The 23,513-nt window shown below is 52.4% G+C and carries 18 protein-coding genes; 5 read left to right on the top strand and 13 right to left on the bottom strand.

From position 1 onward, the window contains the following. Positions 1–15: 15 nt before the first annotated feature. The 4 genes from MKY82_RS31175 to uvrB all read right to left on the bottom strand — a co-directional run bounded on the left by MKY82_RS31175 (position 16) and on the right by uvrB (position 7,203). Entirely contained in the window at positions 16–225 is a 210-nt protein-coding gene (locus tag MKY82_RS31175; protein WP_071219760.1) for a hypothetical protein, read from the bottom strand. A 255-nt stretch (positions 226–480) separates the two neighbouring features. Beyond that, positions 481–1,983: an S-layer homology domain-containing protein gene (locus MKY82_RS31180; RefSeq protein WP_339295001.1), complete on the bottom strand. Its 1,503-nt coding sequence runs from the start codon at positions 1,981–1,983 to the stop codon at positions 481–483. A 257-nt stretch (positions 1,984–2,240) separates the two neighbouring features. Next, positions 2,241–5,108: an excinuclease ABC subunit UvrA gene (uvrA, locus tag MKY82_RS31185; RefSeq protein ID WP_339295002.1), complete on the bottom strand. Its 2,868-nt coding sequence runs from the start codon at positions 5,106–5,108 to the stop codon at positions 2,241–2,243. A 103-nt stretch (positions 5,109–5,211) separates the two neighbouring features. After that, the gene (uvrB, locus tag MKY82_RS31190; RefSeq protein ID WP_220683721.1) at positions 5,212–7,203 is read right to left on the bottom strand and encodes an excinuclease ABC subunit UvrB; all 1,992 of its coding nucleotides are present in this window, start codon (positions 7,201–7,203) and stop codon (positions 5,212–5,214) included. 301 nt (positions 7,204–7,504) lie between these two features. On the opposite strand from uvrB, the gene MKY82_RS31195 reads away from it, so the two are divergent. Continuing rightward, a complete protein-coding gene (locus MKY82_RS31195; RefSeq protein WP_339295003.1) occupies positions 7,505–8,299 on the top strand; it encodes a flagellar motor protein in 795 nt (264 codons plus the stop codon). Continuing rightward, positions 8,283–9,107, top strand: coding sequence for a flagellar motor protein MotB (locus MKY82_RS31200; RefSeq protein ID WP_339295004.1), 825 nt, complete (start codon positions 8,283–8,285; stop codon positions 9,105–9,107). Before MKY82_RS31195 ends, MKY82_RS31200 begins: the two co-directional genes overlap by 17 nt. 198 nt (positions 9,108–9,305) lie before the next feature. Here MKY82_RS31200 and MKY82_RS31205 read toward each other — a convergent pair whose 3' ends face one another. From MKY82_RS31205 to MKY82_RS31215, 3 genes are read right to left on the bottom strand one after another with little or no spacing between them, the layout of a single operon-like run. Beyond that, a complete protein-coding gene (locus MKY82_RS31205; RefSeq protein ID WP_339295005.1) occupies positions 9,306–10,469 on the bottom strand; it encodes an ABC transporter permease in 1,164 nt (387 codons plus the stop codon). After that, on the bottom strand, positions 10,462–11,643 hold the full coding sequence (locus MKY82_RS31210) for an ABC transporter permease (RefSeq protein ID WP_339295006.1): 1,182 nt from the start codon (positions 11,641–11,643) through the stop codon (positions 10,462–10,464). The genes MKY82_RS31205 and MKY82_RS31210 overlap by 8 nt, the downstream gene beginning before the upstream one ends. A 47-nt stretch (positions 11,644–11,690) precedes the next feature. Beyond that, positions 11,691–12,638 (bottom strand): ABC transporter ATP-binding protein, encoded by a 948-nt coding sequence (locus tag MKY82_RS31215; protein WP_339224623.1) that lies wholly within the window; start codon positions 12,636–12,638, stop codon positions 11,691–11,693. 189 nt (positions 12,639–12,827) lie between these two features. On the opposite strand from MKY82_RS31215, the gene MKY82_RS31220 reads away from it, so the two are divergent. Beyond that, positions 12,828–13,988: a sensor histidine kinase gene (locus MKY82_RS31220; RefSeq protein WP_339295007.1), complete on the top strand. Its 1,161-nt coding sequence runs from the start codon at positions 12,828–12,830 to the stop codon at positions 13,986–13,988. Between the two features lie 48 nt (positions 13,989–14,036). Further along, entirely contained in the window at positions 14,037–14,687 is a 651-nt protein-coding gene (locus MKY82_RS31225) for a response regulator transcription factor (protein ID WP_220683718.1), read from the top strand. Between the two features lie 73 nt (positions 14,688–14,760). Here the strand turns inward: MKY82_RS31225 and MKY82_RS31230 are convergent, their stop codons facing one another. From MKY82_RS31230 to ftsE, 5 genes are all read right to left on the bottom strand, one after another. Then, positions 14,761–16,083 carry a PDZ domain-containing protein gene (locus MKY82_RS31230; RefSeq protein ID WP_339295008.1) on the bottom strand — a complete coding sequence of 441 codons (1,323 nt, stop codon included), beginning with the start codon at positions 16,081–16,083 and terminating at the stop codon, positions 14,761–14,763. 94 nt (positions 16,084–16,177) lie between these two features. Continuing rightward, complete coding sequence (locus MKY82_RS31235) at positions 16,178–17,647, bottom strand: S41 family peptidase (RefSeq protein ID WP_071219771.1); 1,470 nt, start codon at positions 17,645–17,647, stop codon at positions 16,178–16,180. A 131-nt stretch (positions 17,648–17,778) separates the two neighbouring features. Continuing rightward, positions 17,779–19,065, bottom strand: a complete 1,287-nt coding sequence (locus MKY82_RS31240) for a M23 family metallopeptidase (protein WP_220683716.1) — start codon at positions 19,063–19,065, stop codon at positions 17,779–17,781. Between the two features lie 27 nt (positions 19,066–19,092). Further along, the gene (gene ftsX / locus MKY82_RS31245; RefSeq protein ID WP_194539893.1) at positions 19,093–20,001 is read right to left on the bottom strand and encodes a permease-like cell division protein FtsX; all 909 of its coding nucleotides are present in this window, start codon (positions 19,999–20,001) and stop codon (positions 19,093–19,095) included. Next, positions 19,991–20,677 (bottom strand): cell division ATP-binding protein FtsE, encoded by a 687-nt coding sequence (gene ftsE, locus MKY82_RS31250; RefSeq protein WP_113059704.1) that lies wholly within the window; start codon positions 20,675–20,677, stop codon positions 19,991–19,993. Before ftsE ends, ftsX begins: the two co-directional genes overlap by 11 nt. Before the next feature lie 206 nt (positions 20,678–20,883). Here ftsE and MKY82_RS31255 point away from each other — a divergent pair, with 206 nt between their 5' ends. Further along, positions 20,884–22,320 carry a VanW family protein gene (locus MKY82_RS31255; protein ID WP_339295009.1) on the top strand — a complete coding sequence of 479 codons (1,437 nt, stop codon included), beginning with the start codon at positions 20,884–20,886 and terminating at the stop codon, positions 22,318–22,320. Positions 22,321–22,603: 283 nt separating this feature from the next. On the opposite strand, the gene MKY82_RS31260 is transcribed toward MKY82_RS31255, so the two are convergent. Continuing rightward, the gene (locus tag MKY82_RS31260) at positions 22,604–23,332 is read right to left on the bottom strand and encodes a polymer-forming cytoskeletal protein (RefSeq protein ID WP_339220272.1); all 729 of its coding nucleotides are present in this window, start codon (positions 23,330–23,332) and stop codon (positions 22,604–22,606) included. Positions 23,333–23,513 lie beyond the last annotated feature (181 nt).

A 23,513-nucleotide genomic window follows, 5' to 3' on the forward strand; every position in this document is an offset into this window, starting at 1 on the left:
GGTGCCTAGGCCAACCTAATTGTTAAACCATCCTGTAATCATGGCATAGTCAGAGTACAAGAACACAAATAAGCTGACGAGACCGAAAGCGATTGCGAATTTATTTTTTTGGCGGGCCATCAACAAGCGAACCACACCAACAAAGATCAGAATCGTAAACAGGATCATGAAAATATCAAATGTCTTAAATGTCGCGCTCGCATCCGATGCTGCTGCAAGGATCATGAAACGTACCTCCTCGTGGGTTTCTTCTCGGGCAAATTTACATATCTTCTTCTATGTTATCCATGTGCCCGTCCAGATGCAAGCCCTCCGCCCCTAAAAATCAAAAAAAGTCATAGAATTTTCTCATTTTTAACCAAATTTTCAGATATTAGCATGACTTTCATCACGGCAGAGTTTAAATCAAGCTCTCGTTATGGATTCAGGCATAGGCTGCTTCGTATATCCAAGTGACTGCGGTCAGGATCGAGAAAACGTTCACTCCTGTGACTCATACTCCTCAGGAGTCGATTCCTGCTCTACTGCCGTTTCCTCCTCCAAGTCTTCACTTGGCAATGCCACGGAGGGATCTGTGATCGTAATCCGATCCTCTGGGTCCTTCTTGACCTCCAGCGCAACCTCATTGGACGGTTCACTGCTTACATTCAATTCGTTTACAGCAACGACATGGATCGCATACCGGCCGGACGGACCTACTAACATATTGCGGTTCGGAATAAGATATGCACGTCTCACTAACGGTTCCTCATTCAAACGATACAGTACTCCGTCAGGTCCTATGTAGTATACATGATAGATTACGCCTTCCTGCACATCTGTCCAGGTTAAACCAATGGATTCATCTTCCTCATTTAGGATGGCCTGAAGACCGGATATTTTATTCGGACGGCTCGAAACTTCGTTAGAATAACCACTCTTGCCGAAACTGTTCACTGCCTCGACTACATAGTAGGCCGTCTCCTGAAAACGCACGTCGGATGTTGCGTAACTGCCTGACTTCACATTCGCTCCGTCTGACAATAATGTATAACCCGTCCCGGACTTCTCGCTGTAATAGATATTGTAGGTTTCCCCTTGTTTCGCTGTCCAGGTTAATTGAATCTGCCCCTTCTCATATCGGAACTTCAGATCCGTCGGAGCAGTTGGTGCCGTTGTCGGCAAATCCGGCTGAGATGCCAAGTTCTCTGTCCCCGCATGGGACTGTGCTGTTCCAGGAACGGAAGGAGTTGTGGATGTTGATCCCGATGATGAGGTTACGATACCATGGATGACCGGGTGAGCACTTTCTGGTGGTGTCTCTATCTCATCCTCCGCAGCATCCGAGCTTATATACTCCACGGATTTCAACCACTTCGCTGTAAGCAAAGCCGCTTCTTCCTGAGTAACGATACCCTTGGGATTCCAAGCCTCGGCTGCCGATTCCTGAAAGAGGCCTAACTCCATGGCCAGTTCGATAGCTTCCTTAGCATAAGGGCTGAAAGAGCCCTCATATAACTCCAGCTGCTTGGCTTCCGCGTCCGAGTTTTCGTTATCAGTAATCCCTTGCAGAGCTCTTTGATACAGCACAGCCATATCCTGACGTGTCAGCGATTGTCCAAGTCCAAACCTACCGTTCCCTACCCCTTTCACCAGCCCTGCATGAACCGCACCTTCGATGGCGGAGAAAGCATAGTGATCGTTGGGTACATCCTTGAAGGTAGCGACTTCCGGACGTTCAGCCGTGCTAAGGTTTAGAGCTTTGACAATCATTATGACAAAATCCTGCCGGGTGATGGCCGCGTTCGAATGGAGATCCCCACTACCGTCACCGGGATGGAGTCCTTCCTCGGTTAACCGGAGAGTGGCTTCCTGTGCATCGAAGCGCCCCCTATCTGAGACGGGTACGGGTACAACATCATCTGCTTGAACGCTATCGGATGAGTTTATGTATAAAGCACTTGCTGCCAGAGCTATCAGAACGGAACAGGTGATCCTCTTCATACAATCCCTCCAATTTGTCGCAATCATCAAGATCATACCATATCCTGGAATGCGAAGATATTGGAGGATGATATGAAAATAAAAAAAGAGCCCCCGTTAATAAAACCAGGGACTCTGTTATTACGCTAACCTTGTTCATCTGCTGAAATATGAAATGCAATAAGCTGTGTACCCACAGTTCACTCCAGCATGGAGCAGATTCGTTTAAGATACTGCCAATTCATCCGGTCTCCCTAGCAGAAGCGAGGGAGCAGCTGTTAACGTGCCGCTTCCACCTTGTTCAATTCCTTAGTTCGCTTCGTATCGCGTTCCAGGATGGGCTTCAGGTACTTCCCTGTATAAGACTCGGGTACCTTCACCAAATCCTCAGGCGTTCCGGTAGCGATGATGGTACCACCGCCGCTGCCGCCCTCTGGACCCAGGTCGATCAGATAGTCTGCTGTCTTGATGACATCGAGATTGTGCTCAATGACAAGGACGGATTCCCCGGATTCCACCAGACGATGAAGGACAACGAGCAGACGGTCGATATCGTCCACATGCAGGCCGGTGGTCGGTTCATCCAGAATATACATCGTTTTGCCCGTGCTGCGGCGGTACAGCTCGGAAGCCAGCTTCACGCGCTGGGCTTCACCACCGGACAACGTGGTGGCAGGCTGACCCAAAGTAATATAACCCAGACCGACATCCATCAGCGTCTGCATCTTCCGGTGAATCTTCGGAATGTTCTGGAAGAAATCCGTTGCATTCTCAACGGTCATCTCCAGTACCTCAGCGATGTTCTTGCCTTTATATTTAACTTCCAGCGTTTCGCGGTTGTAGCGTTTGCCCTTGCACACTTCGCAAGGCACGTAGATATCCGGCAGGAAGTGCATCTCAATCTTGATGATACCGTCCCCGCGGCAGGCCTCACAGCGTCCGCCCTTCACGTTGAAGCTGAAGCGGCCCTTCTTGTATCCGCGAATCTTCGCTTCATTCGTCTGGGAATAGATATCCCGGATATCGTCGAAGACGCCCGTGTAGGTCGCCGGATTGGAGCGAGGCGTACGGCCAATCGGTGACTGGTCGATGTCAATAACCTTCTCGATATGCTCCAGACCCTTCATCTCGCGGTATTGCCCCGGACGGACTTTGGCTCTGTTCAAGTCACGAGCGAGCGTCTTGTACAGGATCTCGTTGACCAATGTAGACTTGCCTGAACCGGACACGCCGGTTACCGCCGTGAAGACGCCAATCGGAATTTTCACGTTGATATTCTTCAGATTGTTCTCTTTCGCGCCTTTAATCTCGAGCCAGCGTCCATCGGTCTTGCGGCGCTTGCTGCTGACCGGAATGAACTTGCGGCCGCTCAGGTACTGGCCCGTCAGAGAGTTAGGGTCGTTCATAATCTCCTTCGGCGTTCCCTCCGCGATGACCTGGCCGCCATGAATGCCTGCGCCCGGGCCGATGTCGATGATATAATCTGCGGCCATCATCGTGTCCTCGTCATGCTCGACCACAATGAGCGTATTGCCCAGATTCCGCATATGCTCCAGCGTTGAAATCAGGCGATCATTATCCCGTTGATGCAGCCCGATGCTGGGCTCGTCCAGAATGTACAGCACGCCCATCAGGCTGGAGCCGATCTGCGTAGCTAACCGGATCCGCTGCGCTTCCCCGCCCGACAGCGTTCCCGCCGAACGGCTGAGTGTCAGGTAATCCAGGCCCACATTGACAAGGAAGCCCAAACGGCTGTGAATCTCCTTCAGAATGAGATTGGCAATCTGTTTTTCTTTCTCGCTAAGCTCCAGGTGATCGAAGAATTTCAGGGATTCACCGATCGACAGGCTGGTGACATAGGCCATGTTGCGGTCATTGATCGTTACCGCCAGGCTTTCCTTACGGAGACGATGACCTTTACAAACATCGCACGGCTTGCTGCTCATATAACCTTCGATGTATTCGCGAATACCCTCGGAATTGGTATCGCGGTAGCGACGTTCCAGGTTCGGAATGATGCCTTCGAAGGTCACATGCGCTTCCTTGCGCTGACCGAAGTCATTCTCATAACGGAAGTGAACCTTCTCATTGCCTGTACCGTACAACAGTTTATTCATCTGTTCCTGGCTAAAGGTACTGACCGGCTTGTCCAGCGGAATGCCGAAATGTGCGCAGACCGATTTCAGAAACTGCGGATAATAAGTCGACGTGCCCCCGCTCCATGCAGCGAAGGCGCCTTCCTCTACGCTTTTGCTCATATCCGGTACAAGCAGCTCCGGATCCACGATCATCTCGACGCCAAGTCCGTCGCAATCCGGACAAGCTCCGAAAGGAGTATTGAAGGAGAACATCCTCGGCGTCAGTTCTTCCATGCTGAAACCGCAGATCGGGCAAGCAAAGTTGGAGCTGAACCGCAGCTCCTCCTGACCCATGATATCGACCAGAAGCTGGCCGCCTGACAGGTTCAGCGCGGTCTCGATCGAATCGGCCAGACGTGCCTCTATATCTTCCTTAACTACGATCCGGTCCACAACGACCTCAATCGTATGCTTTTTGTTCTTCTCCAGCTCGATGCTTTCCGACAGATCGCGCAGCTCTCCGTCGACGCGCACCCGAACGAAGCCCTGTTTCGCAATATCGGCAAACAGATTCTTATGCTCGCCCTTGCGCCCGGAAATGACCGGCGCGAGAATTTGCAGTCTCGTCTTCTCGGGATACTGCATAATGCGGTCTACCATTTGCTCGACCGTCTGGGAGGTAATCTCCACGCCATGCTCCGGACAGTGCGGATGTCCCACCCGGGCAAACAGCAGACGCAGATAATCATAGATTTCCGTTACGGTACCTACCGTAGAGCGCGGGTTGCGGCTCGTCGTTTTCTGGTCAATCGATATCGCCGGCGATAGGCCTTCAATGGAATCGACATCCGGTTTCTCCATCTGTCCGAGGAACTGGCGTGCATAAGCGGACAAGGATTCCACGTAACGTCGCTGACCCTCGGCATAAATCGTATCGAATGCGAGAGAGGATTTGCCCGAGCCGCTAAGCCCCGTAAGAACGATGAACTTGTCACGCGGTATCGTGACGTCGATATTTTTCAGATTGTGTGCACGTGCGCCTTTGATCACAATATTTTCACTTGCCAAACGATATCATCTCCTACTCCATATGGCATGCATGTTGGTGCTTATATTTTCACAAAGAGAACGACCGCATAGGCCGTCCCCCCTGTCATTCATCTCTCCAAATTTATTCGGCTTGTAGCTCCAGCAGCGCATCACGAAGCTCGGCCGCACGCTCGAATTGCAAATTCTTCGCTGCTTCCTTCATTTCGGCCTCGAGACGCTGGATCAGTTTCTGACGATCCTTCTTCGACATCTTCTGTCCTTCGCCCACCAGATAATCCGCCTTGCCCTCCGCAACCTTCGTTGCTTCGATGACATCGCGGATCTTCTTGCGGATCGTTTGCGGCGTTATGCCGTGCTTCTCGTTGTAGGCAACCTGGATGCTGCGGCGGCGCTCGGTTTCCTTGATCGCCCGATCCATCGAGTCGGTGATCTTATCGCCGTACATGATAACTTTACCTTCCGAGTTCCGGGCTGCCCGGCCGATCGTCTGAATGAGCGAGCGATCCGAACGGAGGAAGCCTTCCTTGTCGGCATCGAGAATCGCTACCAAGGAAACCTCCGGAAGGTCAAGCCCCTCCCGTAGAAGGTTAATACCCACCAGCACGTGGAATGTACCAAGCCGCAGATCCCGTAGAATCTGCATCCGTTCCAGCGTCTTGATATCGGAGTGCATGTAACGAACCTTGATGCCGATTTCCTTCAGGTAATCGGTCAGATCCTCGGCCATTTTCTTCGTGAGGGTCGTCACGAGCACACGCTCGTCACGATCCACGCGGTCATGGATCTCGCTAATCAGGTCATCGATCTGCCCTTCAGTCGGACGCACATCGATGATCGGATCGAGCAGGCCTGTCGGCCGGATGATCTGTTCAACCATCGTATCGCAGTGCTCCATCTCATACGGTCCCGGCGTGGCCGACACATAGATGATCTGGTTCACTTTCTCCTCGAATTCCTCGAACTTCAGCGGCCGGTTATCCAGCGCGGACGGCAAGCGGAAGCCGTGATCGACCAGCACGGTTTTCCGTGCCCGGTCACCGTTGTACATCGCTCGGATTTGCGGGAGCGTAACATGCGATTCATCAATGACAAACAGCATATCGTCCGGGAAGTAGTCAAGGAGCGTATATGGCGTAGCCCCAGGCTCCCTGAAGGTCAGAGGGCCGGAATAGTTCTCGATGCCGGAGCAGAATCCGACTTCCTTCATCATCTCGATGTCATAACGGGTACGCTGCTCCAGGCGCTGCGCTTCCAGCAGCTTGCCTTCCGAGCGCAGCAGCTCAAGGCGCTCTTCCAATTCGCGTTCGATGTTCACGAGCGCCACCCGCATCGTCTCTTCACGGGTAACGAAGTGAGACGCTGGGAAGATAGCGATATGCTCGCGTTCTCCAACCAGCTCGCCCGTCAAGACGTCGATCTCCGTGATCCGCTCAATCTCGTCGCCGAACAGCTCGACGCGAACGGCATGCTCCCCCTTCGAGGCAGGGAAAATCTCGATAACATCCCCACGAACGCGGAAGGTACCGCGAACGAAGTTGATATCGTTGCGCTGATACTGGATATCAACCAGCCGCGACAGAATCTCATTCCGCGGCTTCTCCATCCCTACACGGAGCGACAGCAGCATTTCGCCGTATTCATGCGGCGAACCCAAGCCATATATGCAGGATACGCTGGCCACAATGATGACATCGCGCCGTTCAAACAGCGAACTCGTTGCAGAGTGGCGGAGCTTATCAATCTCTTCATTAATGCTGGAGTCCTTCTCGATATACGTATCGGAGGAAGGGATATAAGCTTCCGGCTGATAGTAATCGTAATAACTCACGAAATAATCCACGGAGTTGTTCGGGAAGAATTCCTTAAACTCGCTGGCCAGCTGTGCAGCCAGCGTCTTGTTATGCGCAATGACGAGTGTGGGACGGTTTACTTTGGCGATTGTCTGCGCGATCGTAAACGTCTTCCCCGTTCCTGTTGCACCTAGCAGCGTCTGATGTTTTTTCCCTTGGCGGAGTCCTTCGACCAACGCATCAATAGCCGTGGGCTGATCGCCCTGCGGCTGGAATTCAGACTGGATCTCAAAGGATTTGGTACTGACAACTAAATCGCTCATTGCCCTTCATCACCCTCATACTCTAAAATGAAATTCATGCTAAAAGATATGTCGAAACTTCCCGATGATATACTATGGGAAATTAGTGGTGTCTACATAAGGAATAAGAATATTTGTTCCCGTCTCATTATACCCTTTACGTTTTTTTGATGCAAACAGTTTAATTAAATTTTAATAAGTTCCAGCACGAATGTTCCAAGCCTCAGCTTCCTCCGGTTCGCTGCTCCGGAATCCATGTCGGACAAGCTTGAGGCGAACCGATGATTGTTAATTAACTTCCTTAAGGAGATGATACAGCGTTATGGATATTACGATTATTCTTGGCATTCTCGCCGGCTTGGCCGCGTTGATCGGAGGGTTTTTATGGGAAGGCGGGCATCTGAGCGGCCTGCTGCAAGGTGCGGCGGCGCTAATCGTATTCGGCGGCACCATCGCCGCCGTCATCGTCAGTTTCCCTGCTACCCGGCTCCGCACCATCCCGGCTGCGCTCAAGCTGGCCTTCGGCCGCAGCAACCGTTCGTCGGACGATCTGATTGACGCCATTGTCGATATGTCGGTTACAGCCAGAAGAGACGGGGTGCTGGCGCTGGAGCGCATCTCGGCCGAGCACGAGGACCCGTTCCTGCGGGAAGGCATGCAGATGGTCGTGGACGGCAACGACCCGGAAATGGTTCGTCAAATCCTGGAGCTCGATATCAATGCCGCCGAGCAGAAGCACGAAGGATATGCCAAAATCTTTGAGTCCGCCGGGGGATATGCTCCTACCATGGGGATCATCGGTACCGTCATGGGATTGATCCACGTGCTGGGCAGTCTGCAAGACCCAACCGGTCTCGGACCTTCGATCGCAGTCGCGTTTACCGCCACTTTATACGGTGTCGCAAGTGCCAATATTATCTTTTTGCCCATTGCGTCGAAGATTAAAGCACGTTCCGAAGAAGAAATTGCAAATATGGAGCTGCTGCTCGAAGGAATTATGGCTGTTCAGAACGGAGAGCACCCGCTGTTGGTTCGTAAAAAGCTAGCCTCCTTCGCTTCCGCAGGCACCACGGACATTCCGTCCTCAAGGGGGATCGCGCATGAGACAGCCGAATAGACGGCGCCGTCATCGCAAGCAGGCGGAAGGCGACCAGCGCGAACGCTGGATGATCACCTATGCCGACCTGATTACGCTGCTCCTGATCTTTTTTGTGGTGATGTATGCCATGAGCCGGCTCGATACGGAAAAATACAAACTCGTCACCCAATCCCTGCAGGCCACCTTCCAGAGCGGTGACAGCATCCTGGAGATGGGCTCCGGCATTACCGGCACAGCCGATACGGAGAACCATAAGAACCCTCCGCCGAAGCCTGCTGCCGAAGAGGAGGGCGGCCAAGAGAAAGATGCAGATACGGCGGCGGTGCCGCTAACCGAGCGGGAGCTCGCTTTCCGTGCCCAGGAGGAGGAGCTGGCGAACTTTATGGGGCTCATTCAGCAATACGTGAAGGACAACCAGCTCGAAGAGGATATCTTCATCGCGGACGAGCCGCAAGGGATTGCCATTACGCTAAGCGACCGCTTCCTGTTCGATGTCGGCAAAGCCGAGCTTAAACCCGGAGCCGCTCCGGTTCTGGGCAAATTAGCCAGCCTGTTCAGCGATTTAAACACCACGGTGAGCATCGAGGGGCATACGGACAATGTGCCGATCGGCCGCTACTCCAGCTACAAGGACAACTGGGAGCTCTCCGGTGCCCGGGCGATGTCGGTGCTGCGGTTCTTCCTCGATAACAGCAAGCTGGACCCGGAAGGCTTCCAATACGCAGGCTATGCCGATACAAGACCAGCCGCGGATAATGCGACTGCCGAAGGCAAGCAGAAGAATCGGCGGGTTGAAATTACCGTTCTACGACAGCTTAAGGAGTAGGAAGAGGCGTCATGCGGCTAAACCCGCTCCCCTGCCTTGCCTTAAGAAAACTTTTAACCCATCGTCACCTATAGTAAATAAGCGCCCGGCAGACTGAATGGACATGCATTCAGATCTGGCCGGGCGCTTTTGTTTTATCAAAAAATGATCGATCACTGACAACGTTCCTAAGAGCCACGAGATATCCAGCATACTCGTTTATGCGCCGTGCCCAACTCCGCTCTCGCTTGGCCGCAGGATAGCAGAACCGACGGCGAGCAGAATGACCGCCATCAAGCCGAGAACAGCCAGAGGCAGTGCGATATCGGATAGCGTACCACCGGTGGCCGCTATCTCAACCGCTTCAATGGCCCATTTTTGCGGGATGAAGTTGGCGATTTTCTGCATGAACTCCGGCATGATGGCAAGCGGCCAGAAGCACCCGCCCAGCATGCAGGTCGGAGTGACGATCATGGAATTGATCATGGCCGCATTCTGCCCGTTCCGGATCAACCCGGCGACCGTACTTGCCACGCCTAACGATACCAGCATAAAGGCCGTCAGAATAAGGAAATGCAGTAATAACGGCACTCCGTAATCGTAACGGAGCACATACCGGCTCAGCACAAGCACGATGATCACCTGCAGCGAGCCGACCACCAAGCTGCCCAGAAAATTGCCTATAGCGATCTGATAGGCACGCACTGGTGCCGTGTACATGCGGGACAGCGTTCGCTGCCTGCGGTCATCGATCATCATCGAGACCACGCTGGAGATGAGGGTCATCATGAACATCAGGGTAAAACCCGTTACGTTGGATAGGCCTGGCTTGGCGTACAGATTCAAATCCGTGACCTCCGTATCCACCCGATTCATTGCGGACTGCTTGAGCACATCTTGCAGCATCAGCATTCGGTCAACATCCGGCTCCGAGGTTTCCCGGATCAAAGCAGCTGTGCCGCTCAGACGTGTGACCGCAGAGTCTGCCGTCATTCGTATCATCACCGAAGCCTCCGTGGTTGAGACCTCGTATATCTGAACCAGCGGCTGCTGTCCTTCAATCAACCCATCGCTGAAGCCCTCCGGTATATAAACGCCTACGGTACTTTTATTCTCCACCAAGTCTTCTCTCAGCGTATTCTCGGATTCGGACTCCTTGAGTACGTATTGGCCGCTGCGCTCCAGCTCATTCATCAGATACTGACCTGCCGGGCCTTCGTCTTCATTCACATATGAGACCAGGATGCTTGCAGCCGAGGTCTGCCCCAAGAGAAACACCGTCAAGGTAACGACCACGCAAGGAACCAGCAGGTAGACGATCCAGCCTCTTTTTCGCCCCAGCGTGCGCCGCACCATATGCCAGGCAATGGTTAGGCTATGCATGGTATCCCACCTTTCTGTACGTAATCATGGCTGCAGTTGACAGAGCTGCGGTAATCGCCGCCAGCATGCCGAGGCAGGTGACGATCAAATGCACGTCGCTGTTCAGCATCATACGCAGCATGCTCTGCATGGCCCAATGATTGACGGTGAAGGAAGCGATCTTTTGGAAAAATTTCACGGGAAGCGGCATGAATCCCCCGCTCACAAATGTCATGGCGATAATGATCGCCTGCATCAGCCCCCTGGCTCCTGCCGCCGTTGAGGAGACCAGGGTGATGAACGTGGCAATGGTCATGGACGATAATGTGATTAACACGCAGACCACGATAAGCAGCAGGGGGTGGGGCCCCCATTTCACGCCGTACAGCCACATGGAACCAAGTACGATGGCTGCTGCCTGTACAAGCGTGATCAGACTGCAGCCGATAATTTTACCGGCAAATACGGTTCCGGGGGTGACGGGTGCGCTTTGCAGGCGATACAGGGTCCGGCTTTCCCGCTCTCCCAGCAGACTGCTGCTTGCCATCAGACCCGAATACAACAGAAACATAATCAGCATGGAGGCAGCGTAGTATTGGGCTGCTGAATACGTGGCTCCTTTCTCGCCCAGTTTCCCGATCGTTATGTTCGGTCCAGACGAGGTTTCCACAGGTGCTGCCGCTTGAGCCGCAAGAACTTGATCTCCGCCCATAACGATAACCTCAGCCTGTTTGTGATTGACATCTGCGATAAAGGTCTTAAAGATCGTGTCTGCCACCAGGTTGAGATTACGGTCTCTTCCGGGCAGCAATTCAAGCTTCACGTCCGCTCCCTGACCCATCCGTTCATCAAAGGAAGCGGGAATCACTACCGCGTAATCGACCTCGCCCCTGCGCAGCTTTCCTTCAACCTCTTCACGGCTGGCTGCCATCTCATGAACGAGAATCTCCTGGATCTCCGGCGAGCCGGTTAGAGCCTGAATACTCCCCGGCAGCTGGCCTCCATCTGCAGCATCCAACACAAACCCCACTCTGACCGATGACTGTTTAAATTCCTGATCATTGCCGAACCAGCCCGAGAGCGCGTTTCCCAATATAAAAATAAGGATGAGCGGCAGCAAAAACTGGTTGATCAGCACCGTTCGGCTGGTAGCCATCCGCTTCAGCTCAAACCAGGCGATAATCATCATATTCATCTTCGGTATTCCTCCTTCATCGATTCCTCTGCACGTGTCCCTTATGATCAATCGCGAAGCGTGCGCCCGGTCAGGCTGAGAAACAGCGTTTCAAGCCCCGGCTCCTCGCACTGCAAGGAGCGAAGCGTCGTACGGTGTTTACTGCAGATGAACAAAATATCCTGCAGCTCATCCTGAGCTGACGGTACATAAACTTCGATCTCGTTATCATTCTGCGTGACGCTCCGAATGCGCGGGTGAATGGTCAGCTCCTCCACCAGTTCCGGTGTGATTCCATCAGCGGTAAGAATGATTTTTTCCTCATGCGCAACGCGTGCCCGAAGCTCCTGCTGCGTCCCGCAGGCGATAACATGACCTTGATCCATAATGGCCACCCGATCACTGATCGCAGCAACTTCCTCCATGTAATGACTAGTATAAATAACGGTAGAACCCATGCGGTTTAGCGTCTTCACGGATTCCAGGATATGATTCCGGGACTGCGGATCAATCCCTACCGTAGGCTCATCCATAATGATCAGCTTCGGACGGTGCGTGATCGAGCATGCAATATTCAATCTTCGTTTCATCCCCCCGGAGAAGGTGGACGGCTTTTCCTTCGCCCGATCTTGCAGGCCGACAAACTCCAGCGCCTCTTCCACTCGTTCCTTTAACAAAGGGCCGCGCAGTCCATATAATTTTGCAAAAAAAGCAACATTGTCCCAAGCCGACATCTCTTCGTACAGAGCCAGATCCTGCGGCACCAACCCGATTCTCCGCTTCACTTCCAGCGGCTGCTCTTCAATCGAGATGCCGTCCACCTTAATGCTGCCCTGATCCTTGGGAAGAAGTCCGCAGATCATATTGATGGACGTGCTTTTGCCCGCCCCGTTCGGTCCCAGAAGCCCAAAGATTTCCCCTTCGTTCACTTCCAGGTTCATATGATCCACCGACAGCTTGTTTCCATATCGTTTCACGACATCCTTCATCTGCAGAAAGACCGCCATCTTCACCATCTCCATTTCTCCAATCTCTCGTATCCATTTGTTGATTTTATTCTATCTGGAATCGCCGAATTTTTAAGGTAGAAGAAGTCACTTTATAGGGTGACGAAAGTCATCTCCTTACTGAAAACAACCATGTGATATAATGAAGCCAATGTTTTGAACGGTTTGATTTCACTAAGGAAAAGGGTTTGATCGCACGTGACATCCCCACTCACCTATCTAAGGTATGGCTTCATTCTCCTTCCGGCCGCCGCGGACATCTTTTTGCAGCAGCTCGATGATTATGGGGCATACATGGTGTACATATTGCTGTTTCTGGCGATTACGGTGCTAAGCCGCTTTTTGCCATCGCCTGCTTATCTGAAGGCAGCCGCTCTGCTGGAAATCCCACTATCTCTGTGGCTATGTCATCAATTCGGCTTCATGATGGTGTTCCTATCCATCTCCACCCTATGTGTCTATTTGCCCTTGTTCGAGCGACCAGGCAGGCTATGGGCGGCGTTCGGTCACCTTCTGCTGCTCAACATGGCTATTATCGATTACGATGCAATGCTGCTGACGACCGCCAATCTACTGTTTCTGTTCATGGCGGTAACGTTCAACCACATCCATGAAATGAAGCAGAAGGAAGCGGATCATATTCAGTTATACGACGAGCTGAAAAGACTGCATTTCCAGCAGGACGAGGCCGGCAGACAATTGCTGCAATTCGCCCATCAGGTAGAGAGTGCGGCGCAGGCCGAGGAGCGCAACCGCATCTCCCGCCAGCTGCATGACGACATCGGCCACCGGCTGATTCGAGTTAAAATGATGATGGAAGCAGCCCTCCTCACCGTTCCGCATGATTCCGCGCGCGGCATGGATATGCTCCGTCAAATCCGTGACCAGCTGGGAGAGAGCATGGAGCAGATGCGAACGGCCGTGAAACAGATGAATCCAGCGCGGCGGATTACAGACGACTATTCCCTCGATCGGCTCCTGGAGGAGACAGGCAGACAGACCGGGATCGAGACAGAGCTAATATTGCAAGGAATTCCCTATCCGCTCTATCCCAGTCAACAGGTGGTGTTATACAAAAATGCCCGTGAAGCTATCACGAACGCCATCCGCCATGGCGAGGCTAAACGGGTCCAGATCATCCTGCATTACGGGGAACAGGACGTCCGGATGGAGGTTTCCAACGATGGTGCAGTCCATGAGCCGGCTGGCGGCGAAGCTTCATCAAACCGTCAAGGTATCGGAATGAGCGGCATGCTCGAACGAACCCAAGTGGTGGGCGGGACGCTGGAGGTACGGAGAACCGTGCCTTTTACCGTCATCACCCGGCTGCCTGTCTACCGGAAGCGTGAGATTATGTAATATAACAAGACGCAGTATCTTATTTTATCGAAAAGGTCGTGGACATCCATGATATCTGTTTTAATTGTAGATGATGATCCGTTCATTCGGGAAAGCTTGAAATTGCTGGTGGGGATGGATCCGGATATCGAAGTATCAGCTGTCGCAGAACACGGAGAGGAAGCGTTGGCTTTGTTGGAGGAGGGACTTCCTGTCGATGTCGTGCTCATGGACATTCGCATGCCGGTATGCGACGGCGTAGAGGGATCGCGGCGGATTCGTGAACGTCACTCGGATGTGCGAGTGCTTATGCTGACCACCTTCGATGATGATGAATATATTGTCGAAGCTCTGCGGAACGGGGCCAGCGGTTATCTGCTGAAGAACATTCCGCCGGACCGGATCATCCAGGGGATTAAAACCGTGCATGACGGAAACATGCTGATTCATCCCGATATCGCACGCAAGCTGTCCGGCATGCTTCGTCCAACGGCGCAGCCCGCCCCTAAATCCGCTGAGCTGGAACAATTCGGGCTGACCCCGACCGAGAAGAAGGTCGTCGTCCTTATTGCGGAGGGCCTGTCCAATAAGGAAATTGCCGGACAGCTTTATTTAAGTGAAGGTACCGTCAAAAACTATGTCACCGAAATCTTGGGAAAGCTCAATCTTCGGGACCGAACGCAAATCGCCATTTTTTATTTAAAAAAAGTGCAGGGCTAACTCCATATACAGCATTTTGCAACCAAAAAAGCGGGTCACTGTCCGATATAGGACAAAGGCCCGCTTTCCAGTATCATGATGAATGGAAACCTGTTTCTTCGGAGCCGCCGGTCGTTGCGCTGCCGGAAGAACCCCGCTTGCTGCGAATATGAAGTTTATTCGCCAGCAGCGTGATCAAGCTTACCGGCTTCAATCTCACCGCTATGCCATCTCTCGGATCAGGCGCCACGATAGCTCCCAGCTGATGATGATCCCCCGCGTAAATTGCACGCTGCAGGAACTTGCTCTCCCCTTGATGATTCTGAACCTCCAGCTTACAGAAGGCCGAATTCTGACGAAGGGCGCTATGCAGCTGTTCCTTGCTATGGATCAGTTTACCGTTCACCTTCAGAATCGTCTCTCCAGCCAGAATGCCTAGTTCGCTTGCCGGACTATTCGGAAGCACCGCGAGGACGCGTAGTCCACGAATCGGATGAACAAAGATCGGACTGCGCTGCTGCTCTTCATAACGGCTGTACCACACCAAGCCTTCGTGCAGCAGTAATGCCGCTAATGCAGCCACGATAGTAAGCGGTGTCCACCACTCGGCAAGCAGGCTCAATGCCAGCACAATCGCTCCGTAGAATATGAGCCGCTTCGATGTGATTCCTGCCTTCTCCTGTGGAAGCATGCTCTGCGTCATTTCCCCGAAGCCGATTACGACCGGGAGCGCCATCATCGTAAAGCCTGCGCTCCAGGCATCACCGCCGAAAAATGGCGTCCAGGGCAGCGCGCTGCCTCCGCTTACCGCCGGAACAAGCAGGAACAAGGGCAAGGGCCAGAAACTCTGCATATGATAGCCGCCAACGAGCTTGCCACGCTTCCCCTCAAGGAACAGCGGTGTAGCAAAACCCGAACCCTGTATCCTGACAAGTAAGGCTTCGGCAAAATGCAGGACGGCGGATAAAGCCAGCAGCGCGGGAATGTCCAATCCAACAATCGTTGTGGTTACTTGACTGATCCACCCATCCGGCTGCCAATTCGGAAACCAGCTTAATCCAAACTGAATGATCCCAAGAAGGCCGATGGAATAGGCAAAGCATAAGTACCGGATATGAAACAGCATCAGGATCAGGGATGTCACCCATATGCATATAATGGCTTCCAGGCTTAAGGATATCCCGAGGAAGGCCACAACGACGGACACGCCGATTCCTGCCAGCAGCCCGCCTAGAAACGTTCGCCATGTCTGCAACCCCCAGGAATGCAGCTTCACATGGAACAGCTTGCGCTCCACCAGCACCTGCCTTCGGTAAAACAGCATCACAAACAAAATCGAAATATAATAAAAGGGCTGCGTCAGCAGTTGTATGCCTGCATCTATCCCATACATAAGCAGTTGTTTCAATGTCTCCAACAGCTTGCCACGCTCCTTTCAGCTTCAAGACGCTTCAAAGCTTATACTTTCTGATATCTTAAAAGAAAAAAAAGAAGGCTAACGTTCAGCCTTCTTACTTGTTCGACGCCTGAGCGGCGATTTCCTTCCGAACCTCGGCAATTCCGCGATTCATTTGATTATCCTCTTTCGGATCCTGAATCTTCTCGATCAATGCGGCTTCCAACGCCTCGGCTGTGGCGCCGTTAAGAATACCGTCCGCTTTCAGCTTGTGCTTGCTCTGGAAGCTCTTGATCGCCTTCTCCGTGTTCCGGTCGAAATAGCCATCGGTACGCCCAGTCTTATAGCCAACGGCTTCAAGCATGATCTGCGCGTTCTTCACATCCGTGCTATTGGTGTCGTACGTATAGGTTTTCTTCTTATCGATCGGTGCAACGGTAAAGTATTCCGGCTGTGACACCTGAATATCCGGCTCAATTCCCTTCTCATGGATCCAGGTACCGTTTGGTGTCAACCATTTGGCAATCGTAACTTTGAGCAGGCTTCCATCGCCAAATTGCTTATCGAAGCTCGTTTGCACGGTTCCTTTACCGAAGGAATGCTCACCCATCAAAGTAGCTCCCGCCGACTGCTGCAGTGCGCCCGCCAAAATTTCGGAAGCGCTGGCGCTGCCCTTGTTCATCAGCACCGTAATCGGATAGGATTTCGCCTCACCGTTCGACGGATGCTTCTCCCGCTTCTTATTCTTATCCTCTACCTGAACGATCAACTCGCCTTTAGGTACGAACTGCTCTGCAATGTCAATGACAACGGACAGCACGCCGCCTGGATTGTTCCGGACGTCGATCAGCAGTCCCTTCATGCCCTGGCTTTCCAGTTTCTCGAGTTCTTCCTTAAAGCGTTCGCCTGTGTTCAGCGAGAATTGGGAGATCTCAATAACGCCGATTCCGCCCTTCTCCATCCGTGCCGATACGGTTTCCAGATCGACGTCATCACGAACGATAACATACTCGATCGGCTGTTCGGAGCCAGCACGCTTGATCTGAAGGACTGCCTTGGAGCCCTTCGGACCGCGAATCTTATTGACGGCCGCGTTCAGCTCAAGGCCCTGCAAGGATTCGCCATTGACTGAAAGGATGGTGTCCTTCGCCCGAATGCCGGCTTTATCCGCAGGAGATCCCTTGATCGGAGACACAACGACCACACTGCCATCTACAGAGGACACCTCCGCGCCAATCCCCGAGAAGGAGCCCTCGATGCTCTCTTCAAACTGGGCTGCCGTTTCTTTTCCCATATAGTTGGAATATGGATCTTCCAGCGCTTCCATCATCCCGTTGATGGCGCCGTCGATCAGTTTCGACCGATCGATATCCTTGTAATAATTGCTTTCGATGAGGTCAATTGCTGTCCCCAGTTTTTTCGCTTCAGACTGCTCCAGTCCATTCCTGTTCGCTATACTGGCCAGCAGCCCCTCACCGTCTCCAGTCTGGCTGGGAGCGGGCAGCTGGGTCAAAGCCATCGTTAACAGCACGCCGCATAGCATGGCAGCTATGACCAGAAAGACAGCCGTTCGTTTTTTCAGCAAGTACTTCACCGCCTTTGTACGTTTCAACTGCTACACACACGGGGAATCCCGTCCACCTAGTATATGATTGGCTTGCCGGGAATATTTATACAGCGGTCTGAAGGTTATATGGTATAAGTCATGAAATTCTGTTACAGATAAGGCGAAGGATTCACCGGCGATCCATTGACCCGAACCTCAAAATGAAGATGCGGTCCTGTGCTCTGACCCGTGGAGCCTACTTCGGCAATCTTCTGCCCTCTGGACACCTTATCGCCTTCGCTGACTTTAATGCCGCCGTTGCGGATATGTCCATACAATGTCCATACGCCGCCCCCATGATCAACAATAACACAGTTTCCGTAACCGCTCCACCATTCGGCCAAGATCACCGTGCCGCTCTCGGCTGCACGGATCTCCGTCCCTTGCGGAGCCGCAAAATCCTGGCCCGTATGCATCTTGCCAACCTCACCCGTTACCGGATGGACTCGCGGCCCATAACCGGAAGACAGTCTGGCTCCGGAGACCGGAAGGGCGAATGGTCCGCCGTTACCTGTATATCCGTCGCCGCCGCTACTACCGCCGAGGGTGGTCGCCTTGGCTCTTTTCGCCGCAGCCGCTCTTTTTGCCGCAGCCGCTTTGGCAGCCGCTGCTTTACGGGCAGCTTCCTCGGCCGCCAGCTTATTCTTTTCCTTCTGCAGATCCGAACGTTTGCTTGCCAGGGCAACCAGCATTCTATCCTGCTCTTCGGTCAAGATTTCCGCATCCTCAATTTCCTGATCATACTGGGCCAGTAGTACGCGCTTCTCCTGTTCCTTCTCGTTCAAGATGCTCTTACGGTCCTCCATTTGGCCATACAGGTCCTTGGCGGTTGCATACTGTCCTTCAAGTTCCTTCTTCTTGTCAATGACCAGCAGCTTGTCCTGCTTATGCTCCACCAGCAAATCCTGGTCCTGGTTAACGATCGTCTTCAAGGAATCCGCACGCTCAATAAAATCGCTGAAGCTGGTCGAGGAGAGCAGCACATCCAGATACGATACTTGCCCATCCATATAGATGAGGCGAATTCGGGATTCCAACAGCTTCTCACGGGAGGCGATACGCTCCTCCGCCGCTTCAAGTTCCTTGGTCGTTTTTCTTAGCAGATCCTCTGTCTCCTCGATCTTCATGGAGATTTTGGTCAATTCATTGCTGACGATGCTGATCTGCTCCATCACATATTTCAGATTCTTCGTTGTTTTCTTCTTGTAATGCTGAGCTTCTTGTTTATTTTCCGCTGCTTTGTTCTTCTGCGCCCGAGCTTTCTTGACCTGCTCCTGAAGCACTCTCAGCTCTCGATCTACATCGGCTGAAGTCTTCTTCTCGGCTTGTCCGACGGTCGGTTGGATCATAACAGTGGCCAGTAATAAGGCTGCTACTCCTGCGGCGATCTTCTTCAAGTTTCGCTCCCCATCCTTTACCTTGTTTTATACTTTCAAAAATTTACGTATCGACATGGTGCTTCCCCAGATGCCAATGACAATGCCCAGCCCAACAACAATGGTGCCGATCGGCAGCCACAAATCGCCTAGAGGGATTAAACTTTGGGCTAACGTCAAATCCGTTTGCGATGCGGCGTACAGGCGGTTGTAGCCTACAAACAACAGCGTGACCGTCACAATGGAGCCCATCAGGCCGATCATGGCGCCCTCCACGAAGAACGGCCAGCGAATGAAGTTGTTGGTCGCGCCGACAAGCTTCATAATGCCGATCTCGCGGCGACGGGCCAAAATCGTAACCCGAATGGTGTTCGAGATCAAGAACATGGACATCAAGCCGAGTCCCGCTACGAAAATAAAGCCGATATTCCGTACCGTCTTCGTAATCTTGAACAGGGTTTCTACCGTGCCTTCCCCATACTTGACACGCAGGATCGGCTCCTCCGTATACTTCTTGTTCAGGGCCGTAATCTTGTCGGCAACAAAACCGACCGTGGTCGGTTCAATAACGGAAACTTCGAATGCATCCGGTAGGGGATTCTGGTCCGCCTCGCTGAAGCCTTCCACCCATTCGGAGCCCAGGCTTTCCTCAAGCTCCTTCATGCCCTCTTCCTTGGACACGAACTTGATGGCGCTGACCTCCGGCATGGCCTCGAGTTCACCCTTAATGGTCTCGCGCAGCTTCTCATCCACGTTGAGATTTAAGTACGTATTGATTTGCACATTGCTATCTGCTTTATCGGCTAAAGCGTTCACATTCATGACTAACAGCATGAAAACGCCGAGTATAAACAAAGACACCACGATGGAAGTGACGGATGCGACCGACATCCATCCGTTCCGGAAAACGCTCTTCGCCCCTTCCCGCAAGTGCCGCAAGAAGGTTCTAAAATTCATACCCGTAATCTCCTCTCTGCTGGTCACGGACGATCTGTCCGTGCTCAATCGCAAGAACGCGTTTGCGCATGGTGTTCACGATATCCCTGTTGTGGGTAGCCATTACGATAGTGGTTCCCCTGAAATTGATCTCATCCAGCAGCTGCATGATGCCCCACGAGGTTTCCGGATCCAGATTACCTGTAGGCTCGTCCGCAATAATGACGGCGGGGTTGTTCACAATCGCTCTGGCGATTGCGATCCGCTGCTGCTCCCCGCCGGAGAGCTGGGAAGGTTCGCGGTTCGCCTTGGCTTTCAGACCCACAAGCTCCAGCACCTCCATGACCCGTCTCTTGATGAGACGCGGCGGCGCTTCAATAACCTCCATGGCAAAAGCTACATTTTCGTAAGCAGTCAGCTTGGGCAGCAGACGATAGTCTTGAAAAATAACCCCGATATTTCGGCGAACATAGGGGATTTTGCGCTGTTGCAGCTTCCCGATATTAAATCCGTTAACGGAAATTTGACCCTTGGTAGGAACTTCTTCTCTATAGATAAGTTTCATAAACGTCGATTTGCCCGCACCTGATGGTCCGACAACATAGACGAATTCATTTCGATTGATTTTGACGGAAACTCCCTGAAGCGCATGAGCGCCGTTCGGATAGGTCTTCCATACGTCCTGCATTTCGATCACTTCATCACTTCCCAATCCTTAATTAGCCATTATACTTTCGACAGTTTCCATCGAATTCCTTTAAAATCCATGAAAAATCCTCACGACATCGTCTATTGTAACAAATTTGTTACCTTTTGAGTACCCGAAAGTTTAAGCCCACCGTGACATATACATGAACAAGTGCATGAACTGCGGCCAATACGAAGTTAAGAAGGTGGTTTCGAATGAAAAAAATTCATCTTGGTCTCATCATTGTCATCAGTTTCGGTCTTCTCCTCTCCGTCGGCTTCGGTCTATTGACGATGTACGTGAACCAGAAGGAACTCCCGAAGGGGGTTGTTCTCTCCGGTTGGCAGGTAGGCGGTAAACCATCAGACGAGGTGCTGTCAGAGCTGGATCAACGGCTGCAGGCGATGACAGCGCTGAAGGTGGAGCTGCAATCGGACGCGCTTAAGGGACACACGGAAAGCTTCACTCTCCGAGAGGCCGGAGTTCAATTCAACGCAGCCGATTTTCAGGAGGCTATCGCCAGGTTGTCCGAAGGATCACTATGGGATCAAGTTCTATACCGGCGTAACTTTCAGCAGGAATGGCATATATCCACGGACTGGGATCGCGATGTGTTAAAAGAGAGGCTGAGCGAAGAGTGGCAAAAGGAACGCTTCGGGGAACCCGTCAATGCGGTACGGAGCATATCCCAAGATGATGTTGTCCGGTACACTCCGGAGAAAACAGCATACCGTATTGATTGGCCCGCATTCTATGAAGGGTTCGGCGCTGTGCTTCCGAATGAGTCTCACTTCACCGAGCCGAATCCCGATGAGATCATTACGGTTTCGCTGCCTCTCATCCGTCAAAAGCCCCCCGTTACCGTAAAATCGCTGCAGGATGACGGGATTGAGCGCAAAATCGTTGAATTCTCCACCAGTCTCGGATCCAGCGGGCCTGGACGCGTTCATAACGTGACCGCTGCTGCCAAATCCGTAGACGGCATGATTCTGAAGCCCGGCGATGAATTCAATTATGCTCATATTATTGATACCGCGAAAAAGGAATACGGTTTTGAAGAAGCTCCTGTCATCGTGAACGGCAAGCTGGTCCCCGGCATCGGCGGCGGAATCTGCCAGGTATCCAGCACGGTGTATCATGCCGCCCTACTGATCGGACTGGAGATCACCGAAAGGCGGAATCATTCCCTTCCGGTCAGCTACCTGCCCAAGGGGCAGGATGCCACCTTCGCGGAAGGGGCGATCAATTTCCGTTTCCGAAACAACACAGGCAAGCATCTGCTTATTTTATCGGAAGTATCGCACGGTAATTTAACGTTGAAGATGTTTGGCACCTTCCCGGAAAACACGGAATATGAGCTTGTGTCCACCACCGTTGAAACCTTGCCGTCACCAGAGAAGGTCATTCACAATAACTCGCTGCCGCCAGGACTCAAGCAGGTGGTTCAGAACGGGAAGCCAGGCTATGTGGTTGAAACCTACCGAACCAAGAAAGTAAACGGCAAGGTTGTAGAGAAGGTTAAAATATCCAAGGATACCTATCGCCCCCAGAACAGCATCGTTGCCATCAATCCGACAAGCGAGGTCCAACTGCCGGAAGCGAATGACACACCGAAAGAGGAAGTGGTTGAGGACGGTATCAGCGCACCCTAAACCTGGAGATAGCATTGAAAACATCGACGTCTACTCTATCGGTTCCGTTCTGCGGCGAAAGCCCTTGTGGATTTCCCATTGGTCATACCGAACATAGTAGAAACATGGAACAGCCCGGATTCGCGAATAGAACCGCGAATCCGGGCTGTTTGCCTTTCCGCTATTTAGTATAAGACATCGATTTTATAAAAGGTCCCGACTTCTGCCATGGCATCTGCGCTGAAGGCCTCGGTATATTCCACCTGTTCGGCCTAAGGCCTGAACGCGGGGATGGTTTCCACCCTTAAAACCGCCTGGACGCTCTGACCTCGGCTTCCGGATGCTGTGACAGTTCATCTCTGTACTCCACTTGCCGAATCTCGCAACCTTTGCCTAGGATCACCCGATTACCGCGGACGATATCAGCTTCGACATACTCGAGATCAAGGACGTCGCCTTCAATAATACGAGCCTCCAGGCGCGTTCCCCTTAAAGACAAGGACAGCATTTCCCAGAGCCGCTTCCCTTTTTTGCGAATCGTGATCCGGTCTCCAACGATTTCCTGTGCAAGGCAGCGACCCAATACTCGGATATCCGCTGTTCCAACATGCAGGCGGCCATCGATCTTAAAGCCTCCCTGGAACGTGGCGGATTCACTCCGCACATCACCATGGCTTCTCAAGTTTCCGGTAACCTCAAGCTTCTTCGATTCGGAATCTCCGTGAACGCTGCAATGCCCCCCGATGTAGATGGATCTGCTGCGCAATCCTTCTTTCAAGCTCAGGCTGCCGGCAACATTCAGCTCCTCAGACTCCACGGCCCCCTTAATGGTTCCCGAACCGTTCACGCGAATCGTACGCGCAGCGACGGCGCCATTGACGCTCATCGTTCCATTGCCTATCAATTCCCGGCACTCCAGATCTCCATTTATTTGCCCGGCACCGTCAATGCGTACCTTGTCGTATTGGCCGCCGCTTGAACTTCCGGTGCCCGTAATCTTCAGATCGGATAGCTTGTCGTCACGTGGTATCATGAGTATCCTCCATATCACAAAGTAATCACTATCTATATCTAAACGGCTTCATCACAACAATTACCTTAAATAAAAGTCCATCCTCCACCAGGGTGGAGCCATAATCTCCCTCTAAGATACCACAACCCCGCTAATCATAGAACAGCCCGATGGCTGAACTTCGCCTCGGTCTCAAGACCGA

This window comes from Paenibacillus sp. FSL W7-1279 (assembly GCF_037969845.1).
Classification (GTDB): Bacteria; Bacillota; Bacilli; order Paenibacillales; family Paenibacillaceae; genus Paenibacillus_AQ.